The following is an 18,526-nucleotide window of genomic DNA, read 5'->3' on the forward strand; positions in this document are numbered from 1 at the left end:
TGTCCCCTGATGAAAAGGCGAATGTGCCGGAGGAGCCTGCTTCTTCCAACCCGCTTTTAGCAATGACCGCCTGAACAAAGGCTTTCTGAAATTCACGCTCTGTCTCCGTGAGTGCCGACTTCTCCTGTAAAGGCTCCTCCCAGAGCGAGACGTATATATCCTCCATTACCTTTTCGGGACTGTAGGGATCCTCTTCCCGCGACTTTAAGGCGGAAAGGTGAACCTTTTCCGGGGCTCCCAAAATTACTTCGATAATTTGATCCCGGAGAATGGCGGACGGGGAGCCGGTCAGCGGAAGATTTGCTACCACCTCCTCCTGTTCAAGCCAATCCAGCCGGTTCACTTCCTCCAGCAGCATAAGAAAAGCTTCCCGCTGTTTTTCCCGCGGCACGGAGCGGTAATGGGGACGCGAATCGCCCGCATACTTTCTATTGAGATAGATCCCCCCCACATTCGCGTGGAGATGATTCAGGTAGCGGACATACTGCATGATTATGCCGTTCCGGATGCGTTGGCGGTAGCTGTAATCCGTATCTTCTCCTTCCACCCATTCGTTTAAATGATTCATCACGAATTTGAGGTTTTTAATCCCGTATGCTGAGGCTTCAACCGCATCGTCCCCCAGATCTTCGCCCAGGGAACGGGGATCCAGATAGGCTCCCCGGGCACCGTAACGGTACCGGTCGTCACCCGCCTTTTCATCCACCAGCCGGGTCAATCGCTCTTTCTGCTCCTCTTTCGATACTTCTTCGGGATAGTAGCGGTAGTTCCAATCCACCAGGTAGTAATCATATAACCCGAATTTCGGCGGCGTCAGCTGTACGTTCCTTTCTTTATCCCCCGGCTGTGCCACATAATTATATCGCGCATAGTCCATAATCGAATAGGTGGTGCCATGCTCCCGGGTAAACGAAGGCGACCGCAGGGAATCGACCGGGACTGCGTGGGAGGCCGCCATATTGTGCATGAATCCAAGCGTGTGGCCTATTTCGTGGCGGACCACATAGCCGATGCCCTCTTTCCGGTATGATTCGGGGAGCTTCGTTTGCCGGACTGCTTTGTCGGCCGGAGCCGTTTGGATGAAGCGCCAGCTGTTAAGCAGCCGGACAATATCATGATAGATATACACAGAAGCGTTGAGAATTTCCCCGGTTCTCGGGTCGATCCAGGAGGGGCCCATGGCGTTTTGGACCGAGGCGGGGGCATAGCGCACGACATTGTATTTGAGATTGTCGGGGTCGAATTCGGGGTCCTCTTCCGGATAATCAAGGGCCCGGACCGCATGTTCAAATCCTATGCGTTCAAACGCTTTATTCCAGTCCCTGATCGCCGACTTGATGGCGTTCCGCCAGCTCCCGGGAAAATCGGAATCCACATAAAAGGTGATCGGCTCCACCGGTTCCGACAGCTCCCCGTTTTTGTAGGCTTCGACGTCCCTGGGCTCCAGCCGGAACCGCCGGGCGTAACGAACCGGCTCCACGTTGTCCCCCGACCCCGAATATTCATTCTTGTGGGTTGTAAAAATACCGATACGCGGATCGGCGATACGGGGACGCATCCTGTCCTCCGGCAACAGCAGCAGGGTGCGGGTCATGACCGCTGTAAAGGGGGTGTCTTCTTCGGTGCTGCTTCCCCTCCCCGCCTGTTCTTTCAGGGTATATTCATAGGAAAGGTGACTTTTGATCGTCAGGTTGTCTTCAAATGATTTAAAACCGCCGATAAAGGACCGGTTTCTTTTAAACTGCTTTTGATCTATCAGGGCGGACGGTATATTCATCCCGACAGGCCCGAAGGGCGAGAGCGCATCGATATCACTGACAAAAAAATTGGTTACCTCGATGACCGCCGACGTCTTATCTTCGTTATAGGCTTCGATATTGAACTTTCTCAGAACCGACCCTATGCTGTTCCTGTCCAACGCCCGGAGAATACCGGGATTATTGTCCGCGGCAATGGCATCTTTCTGAATTTTCTGCAGCAGCAGCACCGAGTCGACCCGGGCAAACTGAATTTGCAGGGGGTTGTGTGGCTTGGCTCCGACGGTCCCCAGCTTATTGTCGCTGATCTCGGATATGGTCGACGAGAGGAGCATATCCCGCCCCAGAAGATCGAAGGGCACCTCGAGATACAGCTTTTCATCTTTGTAAAAAACGTTCAGCAATCCCTCCGCAACCTTGTCCGCCTCCTCCACAATCACCTCGTATGACGAGGGTTCCTCTGTTTCAGTGGTGTCGGCATCGGCATCCGTGTCCGTTGTATCCGTGTCGGCATCGGTGGTATCCGTTACCGTGTGGGTTACGGCCGGCGGCGGACTTTTTTGGACGGTTTCGCTTGACTGGCAGGCAACATTCATCACCAGCAATAACACAACGGGTAAATACAGAATCTTGTTCGGCATTATCTTTTTGCTCATTTAATCTCTGTTTACTAAATGAAGCCTTTTGAAAACCGTTCTTTTGGCCAATGTCGGCGTTATCGGTCGGTTGAAATCCTCCTCACATACGGGGGTTATATGCTGCGATTTCAACCTCCCTCTGGCCATGACCTTTCCCGATGCTTCGGGACTGGTTTTTCAAAGACTTCTAAGTATAAGTTACTTGATCAGCACGTTAAACGGTTAAAAAAATTTGTTACATCCGGATAAATTAATACACAGCTGGAAGGAAGACGAAGGATCTGGCTTTTTGGTGTCATGTCAACACTACGATTATCAACCTCCGCTATCCTGTTCCGGGACACCCTGCTCTGTGTATCTCATTTCCGCTTTCCCTTATACCCATGAACACACACAACTTCCATATCCAAAAAACGACTGACTGTATAACATACTGCTCTTACCCCTGATCAGTGACCTCTCGGGATCTCTTCTCCGCCTCATATACCGTCATCGGGGGGATGTTCCTCCACTCCCAGCCGGTCTTCAGATTCCCGAATGCATTCCGGAGCGGCTCCTTGAGATGCCCCGAGGTCTGGTACGCCAGGAACTTCCCTCCCTCTTTAAGCAGGTCCACGCTTTGCTGAAGCACGGAGGTTTTGGACTGCTCATCCAAAAAAGAAAAAGGAATGCCGGAAATGATGTAATCGGTCCTGCCGATCAGCTCATCCTGCAGCAAGTCGGTGACAAACTCCACGCTTTGGTCGAAAAGCGAGACCCGGGGATCGTCAATCTCCCGGAGCTTGTTAAACAACAGCTCGTTGGTTTCAAAAAGAATAAGCCTGGAGCCGGGGGTGATTTTCGGCAGCAAATAGTTTGCAAAAACACCGGTGCCCGCACCGTACTCCACGATAACCTGATCCCGGCTGAAGTCAATCGGCCGGCATACCCGGCGGATGCAAAATTTCGACGTGGGCGTCACAGAAGCGACATCCTTGTCTTTGAAAAAACTTTTCAGATACGTAAGCGTACTCATTTTTGTTAATTATTGGTTATCCGTTACTGGTTCAATCCCTGCAGGCTTATGGCAAAATTAAAAAACGTATCCCCTGTTTAGACGGGATGCGAATGCTGCCATTCGACTTTCATGCCCCTTGTGGCCGTGTCGTAACCAATAACGATGAACGGTAATCTAAAGCTCCCCCTTCAGCTGTTCAATCTGATCCCGGATGCGTGCGGCCTCCTCAAATTCCATATTCCGGGCGGCTGTCTTCATCGAGTCGTGCAGGTACTCCAGAAACTTTTCCTTGTTGTCGAACGTTATCTCCTTCATCGCGGGATTGGCCTTGTACCTGATGCCTTCCTCGGCTACTTTTACCATCTCCAGGGGCTCTTTGGATACTTCAACCTCGTCATCGAGGTCAAAATTCCGGGAAGAAATAAGGGCCGGGTCCACCAGCGGCTTGAGCTCTTTTTCGATGGTCTTCGGGGTAATCCCGTGCTCTTTGTTGTACTCCTTCTGGATCTTGCGGCGGCGCTCCGTTTCGTCGATGACGGTCTGCATACTGTCCGTGATTTTATCTGCATACATGATGGCCTTGCCATCGACATTACGGGCCGCCCGGCCCACGATCTGGAAGAGGGACGTTTCAGACCGCAGAAATCCTTCTTTGTCGGCATCCAAAATGGCCACCAGGCTCAGTTCGGGGATATCAATCCCCTCCCGCAGCAGGTTGATGCCCACCAGCACATCGAAGTCCCCGCGCCGGAATTTAAAAAGCACCTCCACCCGCTCCATGGCGCTGAGCTCGCTGTGCATGTAAGCGGCCGAAATCCCCACACTTTTCAGGTACTCGCTCAGCTCTTCACTCAGTCGTTTCGTCAGCGTAATGCAGAGCACCCGGTCTCCTTTCTCCACCCGCTTGCGGATTTCTTCCAGCAGATCATCAATCTGGTTGTCCACGGGACGCACTTCTATCTCCGGCTCCATCAGTCCGGTGGGACGCACAATTTGTTCTACAAAGACACCACCGCTCTTTTCAAGCTCATAATCACTGGGGGTTGCGCTCACAAAAATAGCCTGGTTGGTCACCCCCTCCCATTCCTCGAAGGTCAGCGGGCGGTTGTCCAGGGCTGATGGCAGCCGGAATCCGTGCTCCACCAGCTCGGTCTTGCGGGACCGGTCCCCGCCGTACATCGCCGATATCTGCGGGACCGTCTGGTGGCTTTCATCCACCACCAGCAGAAAATCATCGGGAAAATAATCGAAGAGACAATAGGGACGCTCTCCCGGCTTTCGATTGCTCAGGTATCGCGAGTAGTTCTCGATGCCCGAACAATAGCCAATCTCCTGCATCATCTCGATATCAAAAAGCGTGCGCTGCTCCAGCCGTTTTGCCTCCAGGTGCTTGCCTTCGTCCGTCAGCGTACCGATACGCCAGTGCAGCTCGTCCCGAATCTGGTCGATCGCCTGCTCCAGCCGATCCTGTGTCGTCACATAATGCGAAGCGGGATAGATATGGAACTCATCCACCTGTTCCAGCACATTCCCGGTATCGGTATCCACGATCTCCATCTTCTCTATTTCGTCGCCCCAAAAGGAGATCCGCAGTCCATCTTCGGCATAGGCGGGATACAGGTCCACCACATCCCCGCGCACGCGGAAGGTCCCCCTGCTAAACTCCCGGTCGTTGCGCGTATAGTGCAGGTCCACGAGGTCATAGAGCAGCTTGTTCCGGGGGATCTCCATCCCGCTTTGCAGCTTGATAATCAGCTTTGCATACTCCGAGGGCGACCCGATACCGTAAATGCAGCTCACCGAAGAGACGATAATGACATCTCGCTTGCCGGAAAGCAGCGAGCTGGTCGCCCGCAGTCGAAGCCGCTGAATCTCATCGTTGATCGACAGGTCCTTTTCAATATATTTATCCTGGGAAGAAAGGTAGGCCTCAGGCTGGTAGTAATCATAATAGGAGATAAAAAACTCCACCCGGTTGTCCGGGAAAAAGTCACTGAGCTCGCGATACAGCTGGGCCGCCAGGGTCTTGTTGTGGCTCATTACCAGCGTGGGCCGCTCCACCTGGTCGATGACATCGGCAACGGTCCTGGTCTTTCCGGAACCGGTTATGCCCAGCAGCGTCTGGTACTTGTCACCGTTTTCAACGCCTTCCACCAGCTCTTTGATGGCATTGGGCTGATCGCCGGCCGGTGGCCAGGGAGATTGTAAATCAAAATGGGACATCTGATATCTGTATTTTTCCGGTTAAGACTGCAACCAAGGGCTTCCGGAAGCAAGAGGGCACCCTCCTGCGTCTCCGGGCCCTGCGATTTTCAGCTTTATGTGCCTTGTAATGAAACGAAATCGGCGCGCAATCATTCTATAAAAATCACATTTTTTTAGGGCAATTGATAGTAAAACTTTAATTTAACGACTTCGCTTTAAACGAAACATTTTGGTTAACTATAAGATAGCATGACAAAAGACGAGAAAAAATTAGGTCCCCAGCGCAGCCGTATTGACGAAATTGACCGGCGGCTGCTGGACTTGCTTTCCGAACGCAGCAGCATCGTACATGAAGTGATCGAAAAAAAGATCCGGAACCAGCTGCCCATTTTTGCTCCCAAGCGGGAGGATGATAAAACCGACAAGTTTCGCCGGATGGCCGAGGAGCGGGGGCTTGATCCCGACTGGGCGGAAGATTTTCTGAGGATGATCATGGCCTCCTCCCGCGCCAGCCAATCATCCAGCCAGTTCCCGCGCGCCACCGAACAGCCCCGGCACGTCTTAATTGTAGGGGCCCGCGGCGGGATGGGGCGCCTGTACACGCGTATCTTTGAGCAGTCGGGACATACGGTATACGAAATTGACAAGCACAACTGGTATGAACTCGAGGAGATGGTTCCGAAACTGGACCTCGCTATTGTGACCGTGCCCATCAACGTAACGGAAGATGTCATCCGTCGCCTGGCCCCGAAGTTAAAGAACAATACCGTTCTTGCGGACTTTACGAGTAATAAGACGGACCCCATCAAAGTGATGAAAGAGGCGCACAGCGGCCCGGTACTGGGCCTCCACCCCATGCATGGCCCTGATGTCAACAATCTCTCCAAGCAGCTCATGGTCGCCTGTGTGGGGCGCGATGAAGAGGCTTCGGCATGGGTGATGGAACAGTCTCGCTTGTGGGGGATGCGGGTTATTGAGGCCGACCCGCAAAAACACGATCACGTGATGCACCTGGTACAGGGACTGCGTCACTTCGTGGCCCTGTTACACGGGTCGTTTATGAAAACCTATGACCTGGATCCCCGGGACATCCTGGAGTATTCCAGTCCCATTTACCGGGGAGAGCTCATGATGACCGGGCGCATCTTTGCCCAGAGCGCCGAACTCTATGCAGACATCGTATTTGCCAATGAAGAACGCCGGCAGCTGCTGCTTAATTTTATCGAGCATAACGACCGCCTGACCAGGATGGTCAAAGAAGATGATAAAGAAGGGTTTATCAAAGAATTTGAAGCGGTGACCGATTTCTTTGGCAGCTTTGCCAACCAGGCCCTGGAAGAAAGCGGCTACCTGATTGACCGGCTGACGGATCGCTTCGCCTGACCGTTAGCTTATCCGGCAACAGATCAGAGGCCTGACTATATATAGATTTCATATTGCAGAGACTTTTATCATTATTCCACGGCCTTAATGAACATACGGGGCTGGTCTCTCGCTGTAAAGCATTCATATTCCATTAAAATAGTAATTTCCCAGCATCTCCCGTGCACGATCGTTCAGACCGGATTTTTCGTCGAAAATGCGGCGCAGATATCTAATTATGATTAAAAAAACGGTTCTTCTTGTCCTTTTCCTCTTCCTTGTAGCCAGGGCGGGCTATACGCAGGAGGGGAGCTACGAACGCTTCACCGTGGATGCAAACAGCGCCCTTTCGGTTCTGCACAATGCGTTTACCGACAATTGGGAAAGCCCGCCGAGCTTGCATCTCGGAACCCGGGTAACCTATCATGCCGGCAACCTGGAGGCGGGCCTGCGCTATACCGATTACAATGTTACCAACCCGGATTACGGGGAGGCTGACTTTTCCTCCTATTTCATTTATATCGGATGGGAATACCCCTTTACGCTTTACAGGGGACTGACACTGGCCCCCGGACTTCGCTTTGGCAACAACTTCATGTCCTTCGACAACCCCAAGGTCTACCCGCCGACAAGCGGCTGGGCGGCATATCCGTTTGATCCCCATGAAAGCGAATTCGCCTATGAACTAATTGCGCGCCTGGAGTATAGCCCGGGAACCAGCCCGTGGCGCATCCATTCCGGCTTTGCGTTTAACCGGACCCTGACCTATCACCCCCTGTCCGTGGGGTTGATCTCCTTTGGGATCAGCCGTTCATTTGCCACCCCTTCCTGGCTTAAAAATTTTCTGAAATGATTCGATTACTATTCATTATCCTGTTGTTTCTATGTTGCCTGCCCTGGGAGAGCGCAGCCCAAGGCTCCGCCGAAAGGCGCGATAGCCTGGGGACGTCCATCATAATTAACCCCAACGACCTGTTGCAAACCATACCCGAATGGGATGCAGCGACGACGGACGGGTTCACCTACCGCGTCAACAGCGGCTTGTACGGGTTCTACGGTCCCCAGCCCACGGTCTACCTGGATGACATTCCCATTGATTTCTCCTTCTTTAACTGGCAAAACCTGAATATGCTGCCCTCCTCCATGGAGCAGATCAACCGGATAAGCTACAGCTCCGAACCCCGGGTGTATAACCAAACGCTCAGCCGGGCGGGTTATCTCAACCTGCACACCACCCCGCCGGACAGCGGGCTAAGCCTCTCCGGGTCCTTTACCGTCGGCAACCAGATAGAAGATCCCGGGCCGTGGAGTTACGATTCTTCGAGGGTAACGCCCAATATCGACCGCAGGGGACCTCATTATTTTTCCAACATCGCCTACCGGTCCTCCGGCTGGTTTGCCCGGGGACAGTTTTCCCTGCGGCAGCATCAGCCGACGAATTTGAATAATCATCACCGCATCGGAAGTTATTCATATGTGGATAACGTCTGGCACGCGGTTAAAACCACCGTATCAAACGGGTTGGCCGAAATTGGATATCAGTCCGACCGCTGGAATATCAGGGCACGCGGACTTACAGCCAATAATGATGAATATGTCTTTTTTCAGCCGTTTGGACGGGAAGTACCTTCCATCACCGGCTATCGTCAGCTGGCGGTACAGGCAGAACATGAATCCGGTCCCTGGAAGGTTAGCGGACGCTATCTGGCCCACCGGAAATTCATGGACTACCGGCTCAATAACAAGGACTATGACTTCGAATGGCAGCAGCTCGACCACCTCTTTTCGCTGTCCTCCCGCTACCGGCAAGATAACATGCGGGTCAGCTCCGGGGCTTCACTGGAGATTAGCGATACCCGCGGGCTGCAGATGGAGAGTCAGCAGGTCGTCGCTACCTTGTTCGGATCGGTCCATTCCCGTCTCCATGCCCGTCATACCCTCGAGGCGGACCTGAGCGCAGATATTGCCGCCCATGAGGCCGCTGCCTCTTTCTCCCTCGGCTCTGAGCACCGGCTCACGGGGGCCTGGACGTTAGCCGGAGGTATTGATTACAACGAACTGCTCTATTACCGGCAGGAGAGCAGCACCTACTGGTACCGGCGCGGCTATACTCTTTTCTCACAGCTTGGCATCGGTATTGACACGCCTCTCAGCTCCAAGCGGAATAGAGCCGGGAGTATTAAATTGACCAATCGTATTCAACTCGCCCCTTTAACATCGCTACACCTGGAGGGAAAGTATCTCCACCACTACGCATTGAATATACCCTGGCAGGTGGTGGCTCATCATGGTCAGCAGTATCAGGGGCTTTATACCCAGCCGCAGGATCTCGAATTCTCTTCTGAAGAGGGAGACCGCCTAAACGTTCGACTCGGTTTTTCCCAGCAACTCAATCGCCGGCTCAGCCACCAGCTGAACATGATGATGCAGTATACGCTGAGTGGCACAAACCGATACCGGGCATACTGGTTTCAGACCCCACAAAACCGCATGACCTATGAATTCAACATTCAGCCCGCCAGCGATTTATCGTTTTCCCTGGCGACCACCTACCGCAGTTCAACACTGTGGAAAGAATATCAAAATCTCAACGGCGAGCGCTATCGTTCGCTGCAGCCGCAATACCCGCTGCAGTACGGGACCTTCCGGACGAAAACCCCCTCCTTCCTGAAGGTGGATATAACGGCCAAAAAATGGTTTTGGGACCGGCGGCTGGCAACCACTTTTTCTGTGCGTAATCTTCTGAATACCGAAGTCCGCTACCACACGCTGGGACTGGACAAGGCCCTGCAGTTTGTTATCAAAGCTTCGCTCACCCTTTGACCCGGATTACCTAAAAAATATACTTATTGAATATATTGTGCTTTTTTGGCTCTTTTTATTTATTGCCTGCGGATATTAGATGATAGCTGCTTGGTTATCGCCCTGGGATCCATTTAGAATACCTATATGCTGTATCGAATTTAGGATAGTGTATTCAAACAGGTGAATACGGTCCATAAAAACTGGTTCAGTACTGACTAAATCGTACCGATTTAGGGTATACCCTAAATTGAATACATATAAGATATCAGAGCAGTAATTACCTGGTTTCGATACCGGTAGCAACTATGATCCATCGAGATTATCTGTATTGTCTATTCCCCTGGAATACACATAATATTCTATTTCCCAGCCTTTAATACTTATAAACTACTTTCTTGAATGTTATCTATCCGATGGGTACTATGCATTTTATATGAATAAGCTTAGGTTAGGTAACCAAATGAAATCCAATGGAAAACAAAGCAATTTTAAAAAAGACTATTGAAGAAGATCCGCTCTATCACAAAAGAGAATTTATTGGAGCGCTGTGTATACTACTTTCTGTAAAAGTAGTATACACAGCGTACCTAACCCGCCTTTAAGGGGACATACCTCGCTCTTCCCTGCCGATTTTTGAGTTCCTTAATTTCTGTAGTACATTTTGTTTTAAAGTCAACGTTGGCCTGCACGCTGCTTATGCACCAGGTCGTTAGCTGTACTATTAGTTTTTAGTGATGGATAAATTCAAAACATTTAATAAAGGTGTTAAAGCAATAAATGCAATTTTTGAAATAAATGAGGAAGCCTATCTTTGTCCATTATGCTTAAGGTTTTTTAATCAGGAAGCAATTTCGAAAAAAGTCTTGACTGCTGAGCATGTTCCTCAAGATTCTATTGGAGGAAATGAGGTCTTATTAACTTGTGAAAAGTGCAATTCAGAATCTGGTTATAAATTTGAAGCTGATTTAAAAGAAAGAGAAAGGTTAAAAACATTTATAAAAGCAGTAAGTGGGAAAAAAGGTTTTGAAGGGAAGCTTAAAATTGAACTAACAATGGGTGGAAAGAAGGTTAATACCCACACTCAAATAAAAAAGGATAAAATTCTTTTTAAGATTCCTAAAAAATATAATCACCCTGACAACCTTGATCATATCTTTAAACATTTAGATACAGTTTATGAAAATCAGAGTTGGTCAAATGAAAAGTTTAATATTAGTCCAGATATTAGTTACAGTAAGAGGAAAGTAGAACTCTCTTATTTAAAAACAGCTTATCTTGCTTCATTTGCTCTACTTGGCTACCGATATATACTGAATAAAGAGTTTGATGTTATCAGGCAACAACTACTAAATCCAAGTAAAGAAATTTTTCAACCTTATATTTTCACACTACCAAAAGAAATTAAACGAGAGCGAAAAATTATCAGCGTGGAAAAACCAATTAAATCAATTGCTGTTCAAATTGATGAAAATATTGTATTTCTACCACCCGTTGAAAACCCAATTGGATCCTTAAGTAAAATCAAAGACTATTTATCAAAATCCAACGAAAAGGATCAATTCTCTGGAGAAGAATTTCCGTGGCCTCATTCACTACAACTTGTCCTAGATTTCATGGCAAAAAATTAAACAAGTACAGCTAACCCCTTTAAAAAGGAAAATGTCAAGCAGCCCCTCCTCATTTATATCTTTAGCTATAGCATTTCAACAATATCCCCGTTATAAACTCTTAGCCGGCGTCCGCTACTTTACATAACCGGCCCTTATACGACAGATATTGGTTGTGCTTGTCAGTTGACTGGCTCATTGATTATTCACAAATAGATGCAAAAAGCGCTTAAGTATTACTTAAGCTTTAGCTTGAGTACATAGGGGCGGTGGTCCGAAGCAAGAGGAGTTTCCGCTACATAAGATTCTAGAACCTTAAAATATTTATTGGGCTTAAATATGATATAGTCAATTTCTTTTACGGGGTCATCGGCGGGATACGTGCCGGAATTGCCCTTCTTAGCGGGAATTTGCCATTGTTCGGACAGATATCTCATAACTTGGGAATCTGCGGTAGAATTAAAATCACCTCCGATGATCACAGGTACTATATAATCCTGATGAATTTTATTAAGCTTTTTTGCCTGGGCCATGCGCTGTTCTGCAGTCATATACAAATGAATCCCAGTAATCCAGATAGGTGATTCCCAGTCTTTATTAAGAAGTTGAACAGATAAAGCCGTGAGTGGTTTTGCTGTCATTGGCAACTGGTGTATTTGTTGCTTCTTTATGGGAATATTCGTGAGTATTCCATTACCGTACGCTCCACCATCATACGGCCGATGCGCTCCAAAAACAGGCTTCATATTCGTCCATTCTCCCAATTTCATCATTTGATCGACTTCTTCGGTTCGATGAGTCATACTGTCAACTTCCTGGAGAAAAACAATATCAGGATTCAATCGGTTAATCACATCTGCCGTGCGGCGAAGATTCAATTGGCCATCCATTCCTCGTGCAGCTTTGATATTGTAAGAGACAACAACCAGTGTTGAATCATCTGCGAGAGAAGTGGCCATCGCAGGATTACCGATGACGCTGATTACGAACCAAAGTGTTGCAATCCAAAGTCTCATAGCTTAATCTGTTATTTGGCCCGGATTATCCTAACCAGTATTTCTCATGCTGATACATATATGGTTAAACCGGATTATTCACCAAGAAATTCGGGTTAAAGAGCTTTGTAGAATCACATTACAAAAACTCCTATAAATAAAAAAAGGCCCCGCTAATTAAAGCGGGGCCTTTCTTCAGTTTTTGAGCTTATTGTGCGTTACAATTCCTCAATCTCGATTTCTACGCGACGGTTTTGTCGACGTTCTTCTCGGTTCGCGTTCTCAATCAGAGGCTCGGATTCACCCAGGCCTTCTGTGAAGATGCGATCACCGCTTACACCTTGTCCCTCAAGGTAACTCTTGACAGACTCGGCTCGACGCTGAGACAGGCGCAAGTTATACTGCGCAGGTCCGATACGGTCGGCGTGACCTCTCAAGGTTGCTTTGAGACCGGTGTTGTCAATCAATACATCAGCTACTTCGTTCAGCATATCTTCGAACTCTTCTTCAACATTGTCTTGATCGAATCCGAAGTTCACATTGTCAAAGTCGAAGTCGACTAGCGGACAACCGTTATTGGATGCAGGACCCGGTTCTTCAGGACATTCATCCTTGTAGTCGGGGATGCCGTCGCCGTCTGTGTCAGGACAGCCGTCAAATTCAGCTTCGCCTGGTTCTTCAGGGCAGCGATCATCCTTGTCAGGAATTCCGTCGCCATCTGTGTCAGGGCAGCCATTAAATTCAGCTTCGCCCGGCTCTTCAGGACATTCGTCATCATAATCGGGGATACCGTCGCCGTCTGTATCAGGGCAGCCGTCAAATTCAGCTTCGCCCGGCTCTTCAGGACAACGATCGTCTATATCCGGGATGCCGTCGCCATCCGTGTCAGGACAGCCATCGAACTCTTCCGGTCCGGGGGTCTGCGGACAGCGATCCTCATCGTCGGGGATGCCGTCGCCGTCGGCGTCGGGATCAGGACTAATGTTAAACTTGAATCCAACAGAAGTCACTAAGAAGTCATCGTGGCTTTTGTTGTCAATATTGCTTTCGCCACTGCCAGCCTGACCGTCAAATCCATCCACGAACGTGCGGTTATAGGTGGCTTTCAAGAACAACTTTGTCTTCTCGGATAAGCTGATATCAAATCCGGCGGCAAGGGGAATGCCCAACCCTATCCGGCTGTCGATGTCATTTCCTTCCTGACCTTCATAGACATTGTCACTCCCGTTAAAATAGGGGGTAACACCAATACCTGCAGCCAGGAATGGCTGTAAGGTTGCATTCTGGCTGAAAATATATCCGTTTGCCAACTTATACCGAAACATCAGGTTGGCATTTACATAACTGGTCCCAAAGCTGTTGTTAGCTTTGACCTCATTCGGATCTTCCTGGTTTTTATAATCCAGATATCCGTATTCCAGAATGGCATCAAAGTCGAAAGACGGGCTCAAGTACTGGTGAAAACCAATACCTGCCGACCAGTCTGTATCGACCTCATACTCAAGCATCTCATTCCCGAGATCACCATCATATTCGTTATGCCCGAGATGGATACTCATCCACGTTGGATGATCCTCCGTTTGTGCGTGCAGGGCAGGCACAAATAGACATAACATGGTTGCGGCTAAAAGTAGCTTCTTTAACATAAAACCTCCTAAGATTAATTATAATTCAGGCCAACGCCTGATTCCGATTATTTGATTTTGACGTTGTAACGTTTAGTTAAAAGCTCAATACAGCTCATAAGTTCCCTAATTTTTCTAAATATTAACAATATTTTTTTTTAACCTGGTCAGCGCCCCCCCTATAATAGCTAAGTAGTTATTTTTACTACGGTTATATACAATTAAATCGACCTCATCCACCGCAACTGCCCATTCGGGAACTTTAATTCTTTATTAAATTAAATTATAAATGAGCGAATCCCCTTCCTGTCATGCTTCCGCAAAACTTTTGTGAAAAAAGCTAACTCCATCACAGCTAAAGGCATAGCAGTTTTTGTAAATCGTAGCACGATCACCCATGGTTGGTTACAATGAAGAAGAAACGGAAAATTTGTTTCTTCCAGTCACTCCCCCATCTTACATAGTTTATATTAATAAACCAAATACAGATTGCCCAACTATTTTAGTCCAAAGCGGCAGGTCCGGCTTTTCGATTCTCCAAAAAATTTTGCCATTCAATCTCCCGGTTCAATCGTTGCCTGTGCCGGTCCCGCAGGGTGGTCCCGCTTACTTTCCGGATCCATCTCTGAGCAGTCTCTCCCTCCTGCTGAAAACATAAATGATGAATCAATGCCAAATAATCATCAAAAAAGACCTCCCGTATCGGGTGCTGAAGAAGCTGCTCGGCATAACCCATCATGGTTGCCCATTCTTCCTGTTCGACAGAGACCCGAACCGCTCGTATTTTCGTACGGTATAATGCTTCATCAAAGGTGGCGGAATCGGGCAGTTTTCGCCCGTACGTCAGCCGGCGATAGATCTGCCACTGCCTGTTGTCGGTGCGGGTCTCCAGCGCCTCTTTTCGCATTGTATCGGGATTGGAGGCAAAAATAGTTCTCGCTTGTTCCACATGGGCGCGGGCCTGCTCCCGGTAACCGCTATGGGCAAAAGCGTCTGCATACAACAGCTGCAGGTCAAGAGTTGAATCTTTTAACGAGGCGATCTCGCGCACCGCAGCATATTCTCCGGCCACGAGATGCCGGAAACTCCACTCCGCCTTAATGGGCGAGGGGGTATCGGATTCTGCCAGTGCCAGCTCCAGCGCATTCAGTGCTTCTGCCGTATCCCGTGCGGCCCAATAATACTGATAATCATCCCACGCCGAGGCAAAGTCTGATACTACATGGGGACACGGTTGCTCTAAAAGGGACGGTATCGAATAAATTTGACGGGCTTTTTGCCGGTCTGTCGAGTCGACGGATACAGAATCCAGGTGCCGGTGCCATCCCCGTACCAATAGCTTCCAGTCCTGCGGATAAGCGTTCCTGACATCCCCGGTGCGATAGGCCTCTTTAAGATTTCTAACGGGATACCGGTCCAGCAAATACTGTACAAACGAACCGCTGGTCATATAGTTCACGCCGGACCGCCCGCTGTAAAATCCCCACGGGGACAGGGCTTGCCCTAAGGCTTCGGGCCCGGGATATGGCTGTTGAGCGGCTACGACCTGGTCAACCGTCGTGGTCGATGACGCCCCCCCGTCTACAGCAACCGCCAGTCCCTCTACAAGACCAATACTCCAGCTTGCATTGATCAGCGCGTTGCCAAACTGCTTGGCTGCCACATGAACCAGCTCGTGCCCGAGGCTTCCCGCTATCTGCTGCCTGGCAATGTGCAGTTGATCCCCGGGCAGCCACACCGGCACAAAGCTGGTAAACTTTGCTCCCACCAATCGCTTTTTTTGCCAGGGATGGGCATATAGATAGCTTTCGATTTTGTGTCGGGAATCAACCGTATCCAGGTCAAGCTTGTCCGAAATCTGTTCCAGGTGGAATTCATGCTCCCGGGCCAGCATGCGGATGTCATAATCGCTGTAATACTCCCGGTCGTAATAGAGTTGAAAGTGCTCGGTTTCCAGGTTTCCTCCCAGTACAGCTTGTATATGCGAGGGAGGAGATACAATGCCGGCCTCGGCAAGCTGCGTGTAACTAAATCCCAGGGCCAGGGCGGAGAGCCCTACGATCCACACAGAAAGTTTCTCGCTGCAGACGGATGGAATATGCCAGAGCAAAAGTGCCCAAAGTACGGTCATCGACCGGAAAAAGAACGCTGCGCCGCTGACCGTGATCGCCTCATCGTAAATAGGACCTGCCCAGCCTCCCCAGACGTGGTTAAAAAAGTACAGCTGGGGATAATTAAAAAACTCAAACAGTAAGATCCCGACCCCAACGATCAACAAAATAACGGTGGTGACAGTCCGCCGGTACCGCACGCCCCATTTTCTTGCCAGGCGTCCCACTGCATAACCGAAAAAGACGCTCGGCAGCGGAAAAATAAGCCAGAAAGCCAGCCCGTGTATGGAAAAACAGCCGCCGGCAAATGCATTCACCGCAAGCGGGAGTCCCCCCACGTAAAGATACCCGAGTACGGTCAGGGCTGAATAAAAGTCGCCATTCTGCCGATTATGACCACATGCCCTGATGCCGGCCCAAAAACAACCCGCCAGCGACGCCAGTATGGCCGACTCGATATGAAAGTCCCCCACCAGGGGAATAAAAAGCAATACTCCCCCGGCCAGGAGAGGTAGCAGCAGCTTCAACCGTTCGTTGTCTATTTGCATTGGCATACCAGGATAAGGTGTAGAGCTCTGTGAAACCGGCTGCGGGAAAAGAAGCGGAAACCAAGCAAGCAGCCGCTGGCTCCCCTTTTGTTTTTCATCCGCATTTTCCTGTTTTACTTCTTGAATAAGGTAGAAAGTACGAACCAAATATTTTCCTTGCGCTCCATAAGCCGGCGCTTGAAATAGGGAAGCCACATCGTTCCAAAAGGCACATATATACGGGTATTATATCCTTCCCGGGCGAGCTGTTCCATCGTCTCCTGCCGCAGGCCGTACAGCATCTGGAACTCAAAGCGCGAAGGCCTGATGTTATGGTCCGCGGCGTATTTACGGGTCCAGTCAATCAGCTCATCATCGTGGGTTGCAATACGCGGACAGGGAGTCTTGGCAAGCAATACTTTTATGTATTTTTTAAATGCCTTGCGTATCGCGCTCATATCCTGTAAAGCAATATCTTCAGGCTCGTCATAGGCCCCCTTGCACAGCCTCACGTCCGCCCCCAACCCGGCCAGCTCCGCGAGATCGTTTTTCGTGCGATGCAGGTAGGCCTGGATGACAATGCCCACATGCTTTCCATACTCTTTAAAAGCGTCTTTATACAGGTCAATGGTGTGCTGCGTATAATCCGACCCCTCCATATCGATGCGGACAAACTGGTCGTATTCGCGCGCAACATTCAGCAATTTGAACAAATTAGCCCGGCAGTAATCGATATCAATATCAAGTCCCAGCATGGTAAGCTTTATGGAAATGGTGCTTTCCATCGTATCGACCGTGCTGATATTTTCCAGCAGCCCGATATAGTTGGCGACCATCTCGTCTGCCATTTCCCGGTCTTCCACATTTTCGCCCAGCAGGTCCAGCGTAACCTCGATGCCTTTTTCATTCAGTGCCTTAACTTTGGGTGCAGCGGCTTCAAAAGATTCACCGGCCACAAAACGCTTCGCTAAAACAAACGGTAACTTCATGTGCATTTTCTGTACTTATCTTTCCCCTGAAAACGATGAAAATAATAAATTGCAGGCATCTCTCCTACCTCCCTGGGTGTTCTTTCCCGTTTATATGTAACCTTTCAAGATATTCGGTCGTATTGCATAACAGTTCTCAAACAATAACATACTTGGTGATTATTATGGAAAAACAAACAACTTCTCTTCACAAAGTAACGCTGGCTTTTCTGTTATCTTTTTTTATATCCTTTTCAGGGATCATCCCGGTGAAGGCCTCTTCCGGTACTTCAGCAGCCGTCGAAACCGATACTCCTTACCGGGCAGAGTCCTTCCCTCTGTCGGGGGGTGGTTCCCTTGATGTCAAAACCTCCGGGGGACATATTACGGTCGAGGGGACATCCTCCAATACGGTTCGGGTTGAAATGTATGTCCGTAGAAAGGGGCGCGATCTCACTCCCGATGAGATTCATTTAGATGACTGGGAAATCGATATCTCTAAATCCGGAAAGTCCATTAAAGCAATGGCAAAATATAAAGGAAAGAGGTGGAATTTTTTCGGAAATGGCGACCATCCCTCAATTTCGTTTATTGTCTACACTCCCCGAACGATGAGTTCCAAACTGAATACTGACGGGGGACACATTACGATCAAAGGGCTTAGCGGCGATCAGCAGATGAGAACAAGCGGGGGACATCTGGTATTATCCGACCTGGAAGGGAATATTGAAGCCCGCACCTCAGGCGGACATATCACGGCCGGTGATCTTCAGGGCAACTTCAATGCCCGAACAAGCGGGGGACACATCGACCTCAATAACATTCGCGGTGTCGTTGAAGCTCAGACCAGCGGGGGTAATATCGAAGCCGATTTTATATCGCTAGCCTCTTCTACTGATCTTAAAACAAGCGGTGGTAATATTGATATC

General features: G+C 49.4%; 12 protein-coding genes. 5 read left to right on the plus strand and 7 right to left on the minus strand.

Annotated features, from left to right (window positions below):
• The 3 genes from ACESLU_RS04015 to uvrB form a co-directional block, all read right to left on the minus strand.
• Positions 1 to 2,413 (minus strand): zinc-dependent metalloprotease (locus ACESLU_RS04015; protein ID WP_372635477.1); only part of this gene is annotated, 2,413 nt, incomplete at its 3' end.
• Between the two features lie 421 nt (positions 2,414 to 2,834).
• Positions 2,835 to 3,410 carry a class I SAM-dependent methyltransferase gene (locus tag ACESLU_RS04020; RefSeq protein ID WP_372635479.1) on the minus strand — a complete coding sequence of 192 codons (576 nt, stop codon included), beginning with the start codon at positions 3,408 to 3,410 and terminating at the stop codon, positions 2,835 to 2,837.
• 156 nt (positions 3,411 to 3,566) lie between these two features.
• The gene (gene uvrB / locus ACESLU_RS04025) at positions 3,567 to 5,615 is read right to left on the minus strand and encodes an excinuclease ABC subunit UvrB (protein WP_372635482.1); all 2,049 of its coding nucleotides are present in this window, start codon (positions 5,613 to 5,615) and stop codon (positions 3,567 to 3,569) included.
• Positions 5,616 to 5,846: 231 nt separating this feature from the next.
• Here uvrB and tyrA point away from each other — a divergent pair, with 231 nt between their 5' ends.
• From tyrA to ACESLU_RS04045, 4 genes are all read left to right on the plus strand, one after another.
• Entirely contained in the window at positions 5,847 to 6,980 is a 1,134-nt protein-coding gene (gene tyrA / locus ACESLU_RS04030) for a bifunctional chorismate mutase/prephenate dehydrogenase (protein WP_372635485.1), read from the plus strand.
• A 217-nt stretch (positions 6,981 to 7,197) separates the two neighbouring features.
• A complete protein-coding gene (locus tag ACESLU_RS04035) occupies positions 7,198 to 7,812 on the plus strand; it encodes a hypothetical protein (protein WP_372635488.1) in 615 nt (204 codons plus the stop codon).
• Positions 7,809 to 9,782, plus strand: coding sequence for a hypothetical protein (locus tag ACESLU_RS04040; protein WP_372635491.1), 1,974 nt, complete (start codon positions 7,809 to 7,811; stop codon positions 9,780 to 9,782). The genes ACESLU_RS04035 and ACESLU_RS04040 overlap by 4 nt, the downstream gene beginning before the upstream one ends.
• 716 nt (positions 9,783 to 10,498) lie before the next feature.
• Positions 10,499 to 11,392 carry a hypothetical protein gene (locus ACESLU_RS04045; protein WP_372635494.1) on the plus strand — a complete coding sequence of 298 codons (894 nt, stop codon included), beginning with the start codon at positions 10,499 to 10,501 and terminating at the stop codon, positions 11,390 to 11,392.
• Between the two features lie 215 nt (positions 11,393 to 11,607).
• Here ACESLU_RS04045 and ACESLU_RS04050 read toward each other — a convergent pair whose 3' ends face one another.
• The 4 genes from ACESLU_RS04050 to ACESLU_RS04065 form a co-directional block, all read right to left on the minus strand.
• Positions 11,608 to 12,387, minus strand: a complete 780-nt coding sequence (locus ACESLU_RS04050; protein ID WP_372635497.1) for an endonuclease/exonuclease/phosphatase family protein — start codon at positions 12,385 to 12,387, stop codon at positions 11,608 to 11,610.
• A 197-nt stretch (positions 12,388 to 12,584) separates the two neighbouring features.
• Positions 12,585 to 14,012 carry a DUF6089 family protein gene (locus ACESLU_RS04055; protein ID WP_372635500.1) on the minus strand — a complete coding sequence of 476 codons (1,428 nt, stop codon included), beginning with the start codon at positions 14,010 to 14,012 and terminating at the stop codon, positions 12,585 to 12,587.
• A gap of 481 nt (positions 14,013 to 14,493) precedes the next feature.
• Positions 14,494 to 16,650: a hypothetical protein gene (locus ACESLU_RS04060; protein ID WP_372635503.1), complete on the minus strand. Its 2,157-nt coding sequence runs from the start codon at positions 16,648 to 16,650 to the stop codon at positions 14,494 to 14,496.
• Between the two features lie 113 nt (positions 16,651 to 16,763).
• Positions 16,764 to 17,618, minus strand: a complete 855-nt coding sequence (locus ACESLU_RS04065) for a proline dehydrogenase family protein (protein ID WP_372635506.1) — start codon at positions 17,616 to 17,618, stop codon at positions 16,764 to 16,766.
• Positions 17,619 to 17,782: 164 nt separating this feature from the next.
• On the opposite strand from ACESLU_RS04065, the gene ACESLU_RS04070 reads away from it, so the two are divergent.
• Positions 17,783 to 18,526 (plus strand): hypothetical protein (locus ACESLU_RS04070; protein ID WP_372635508.1); only part of this gene is annotated, 744 nt, incomplete at its 3' end.

Source organism: Fodinibius sp. (genome assembly GCF_041642155.1).
Lineage (GTDB): Bacteria > Bacteroidota > Rhodothermia > Balneolales > Balneolaceae > Fodinibius.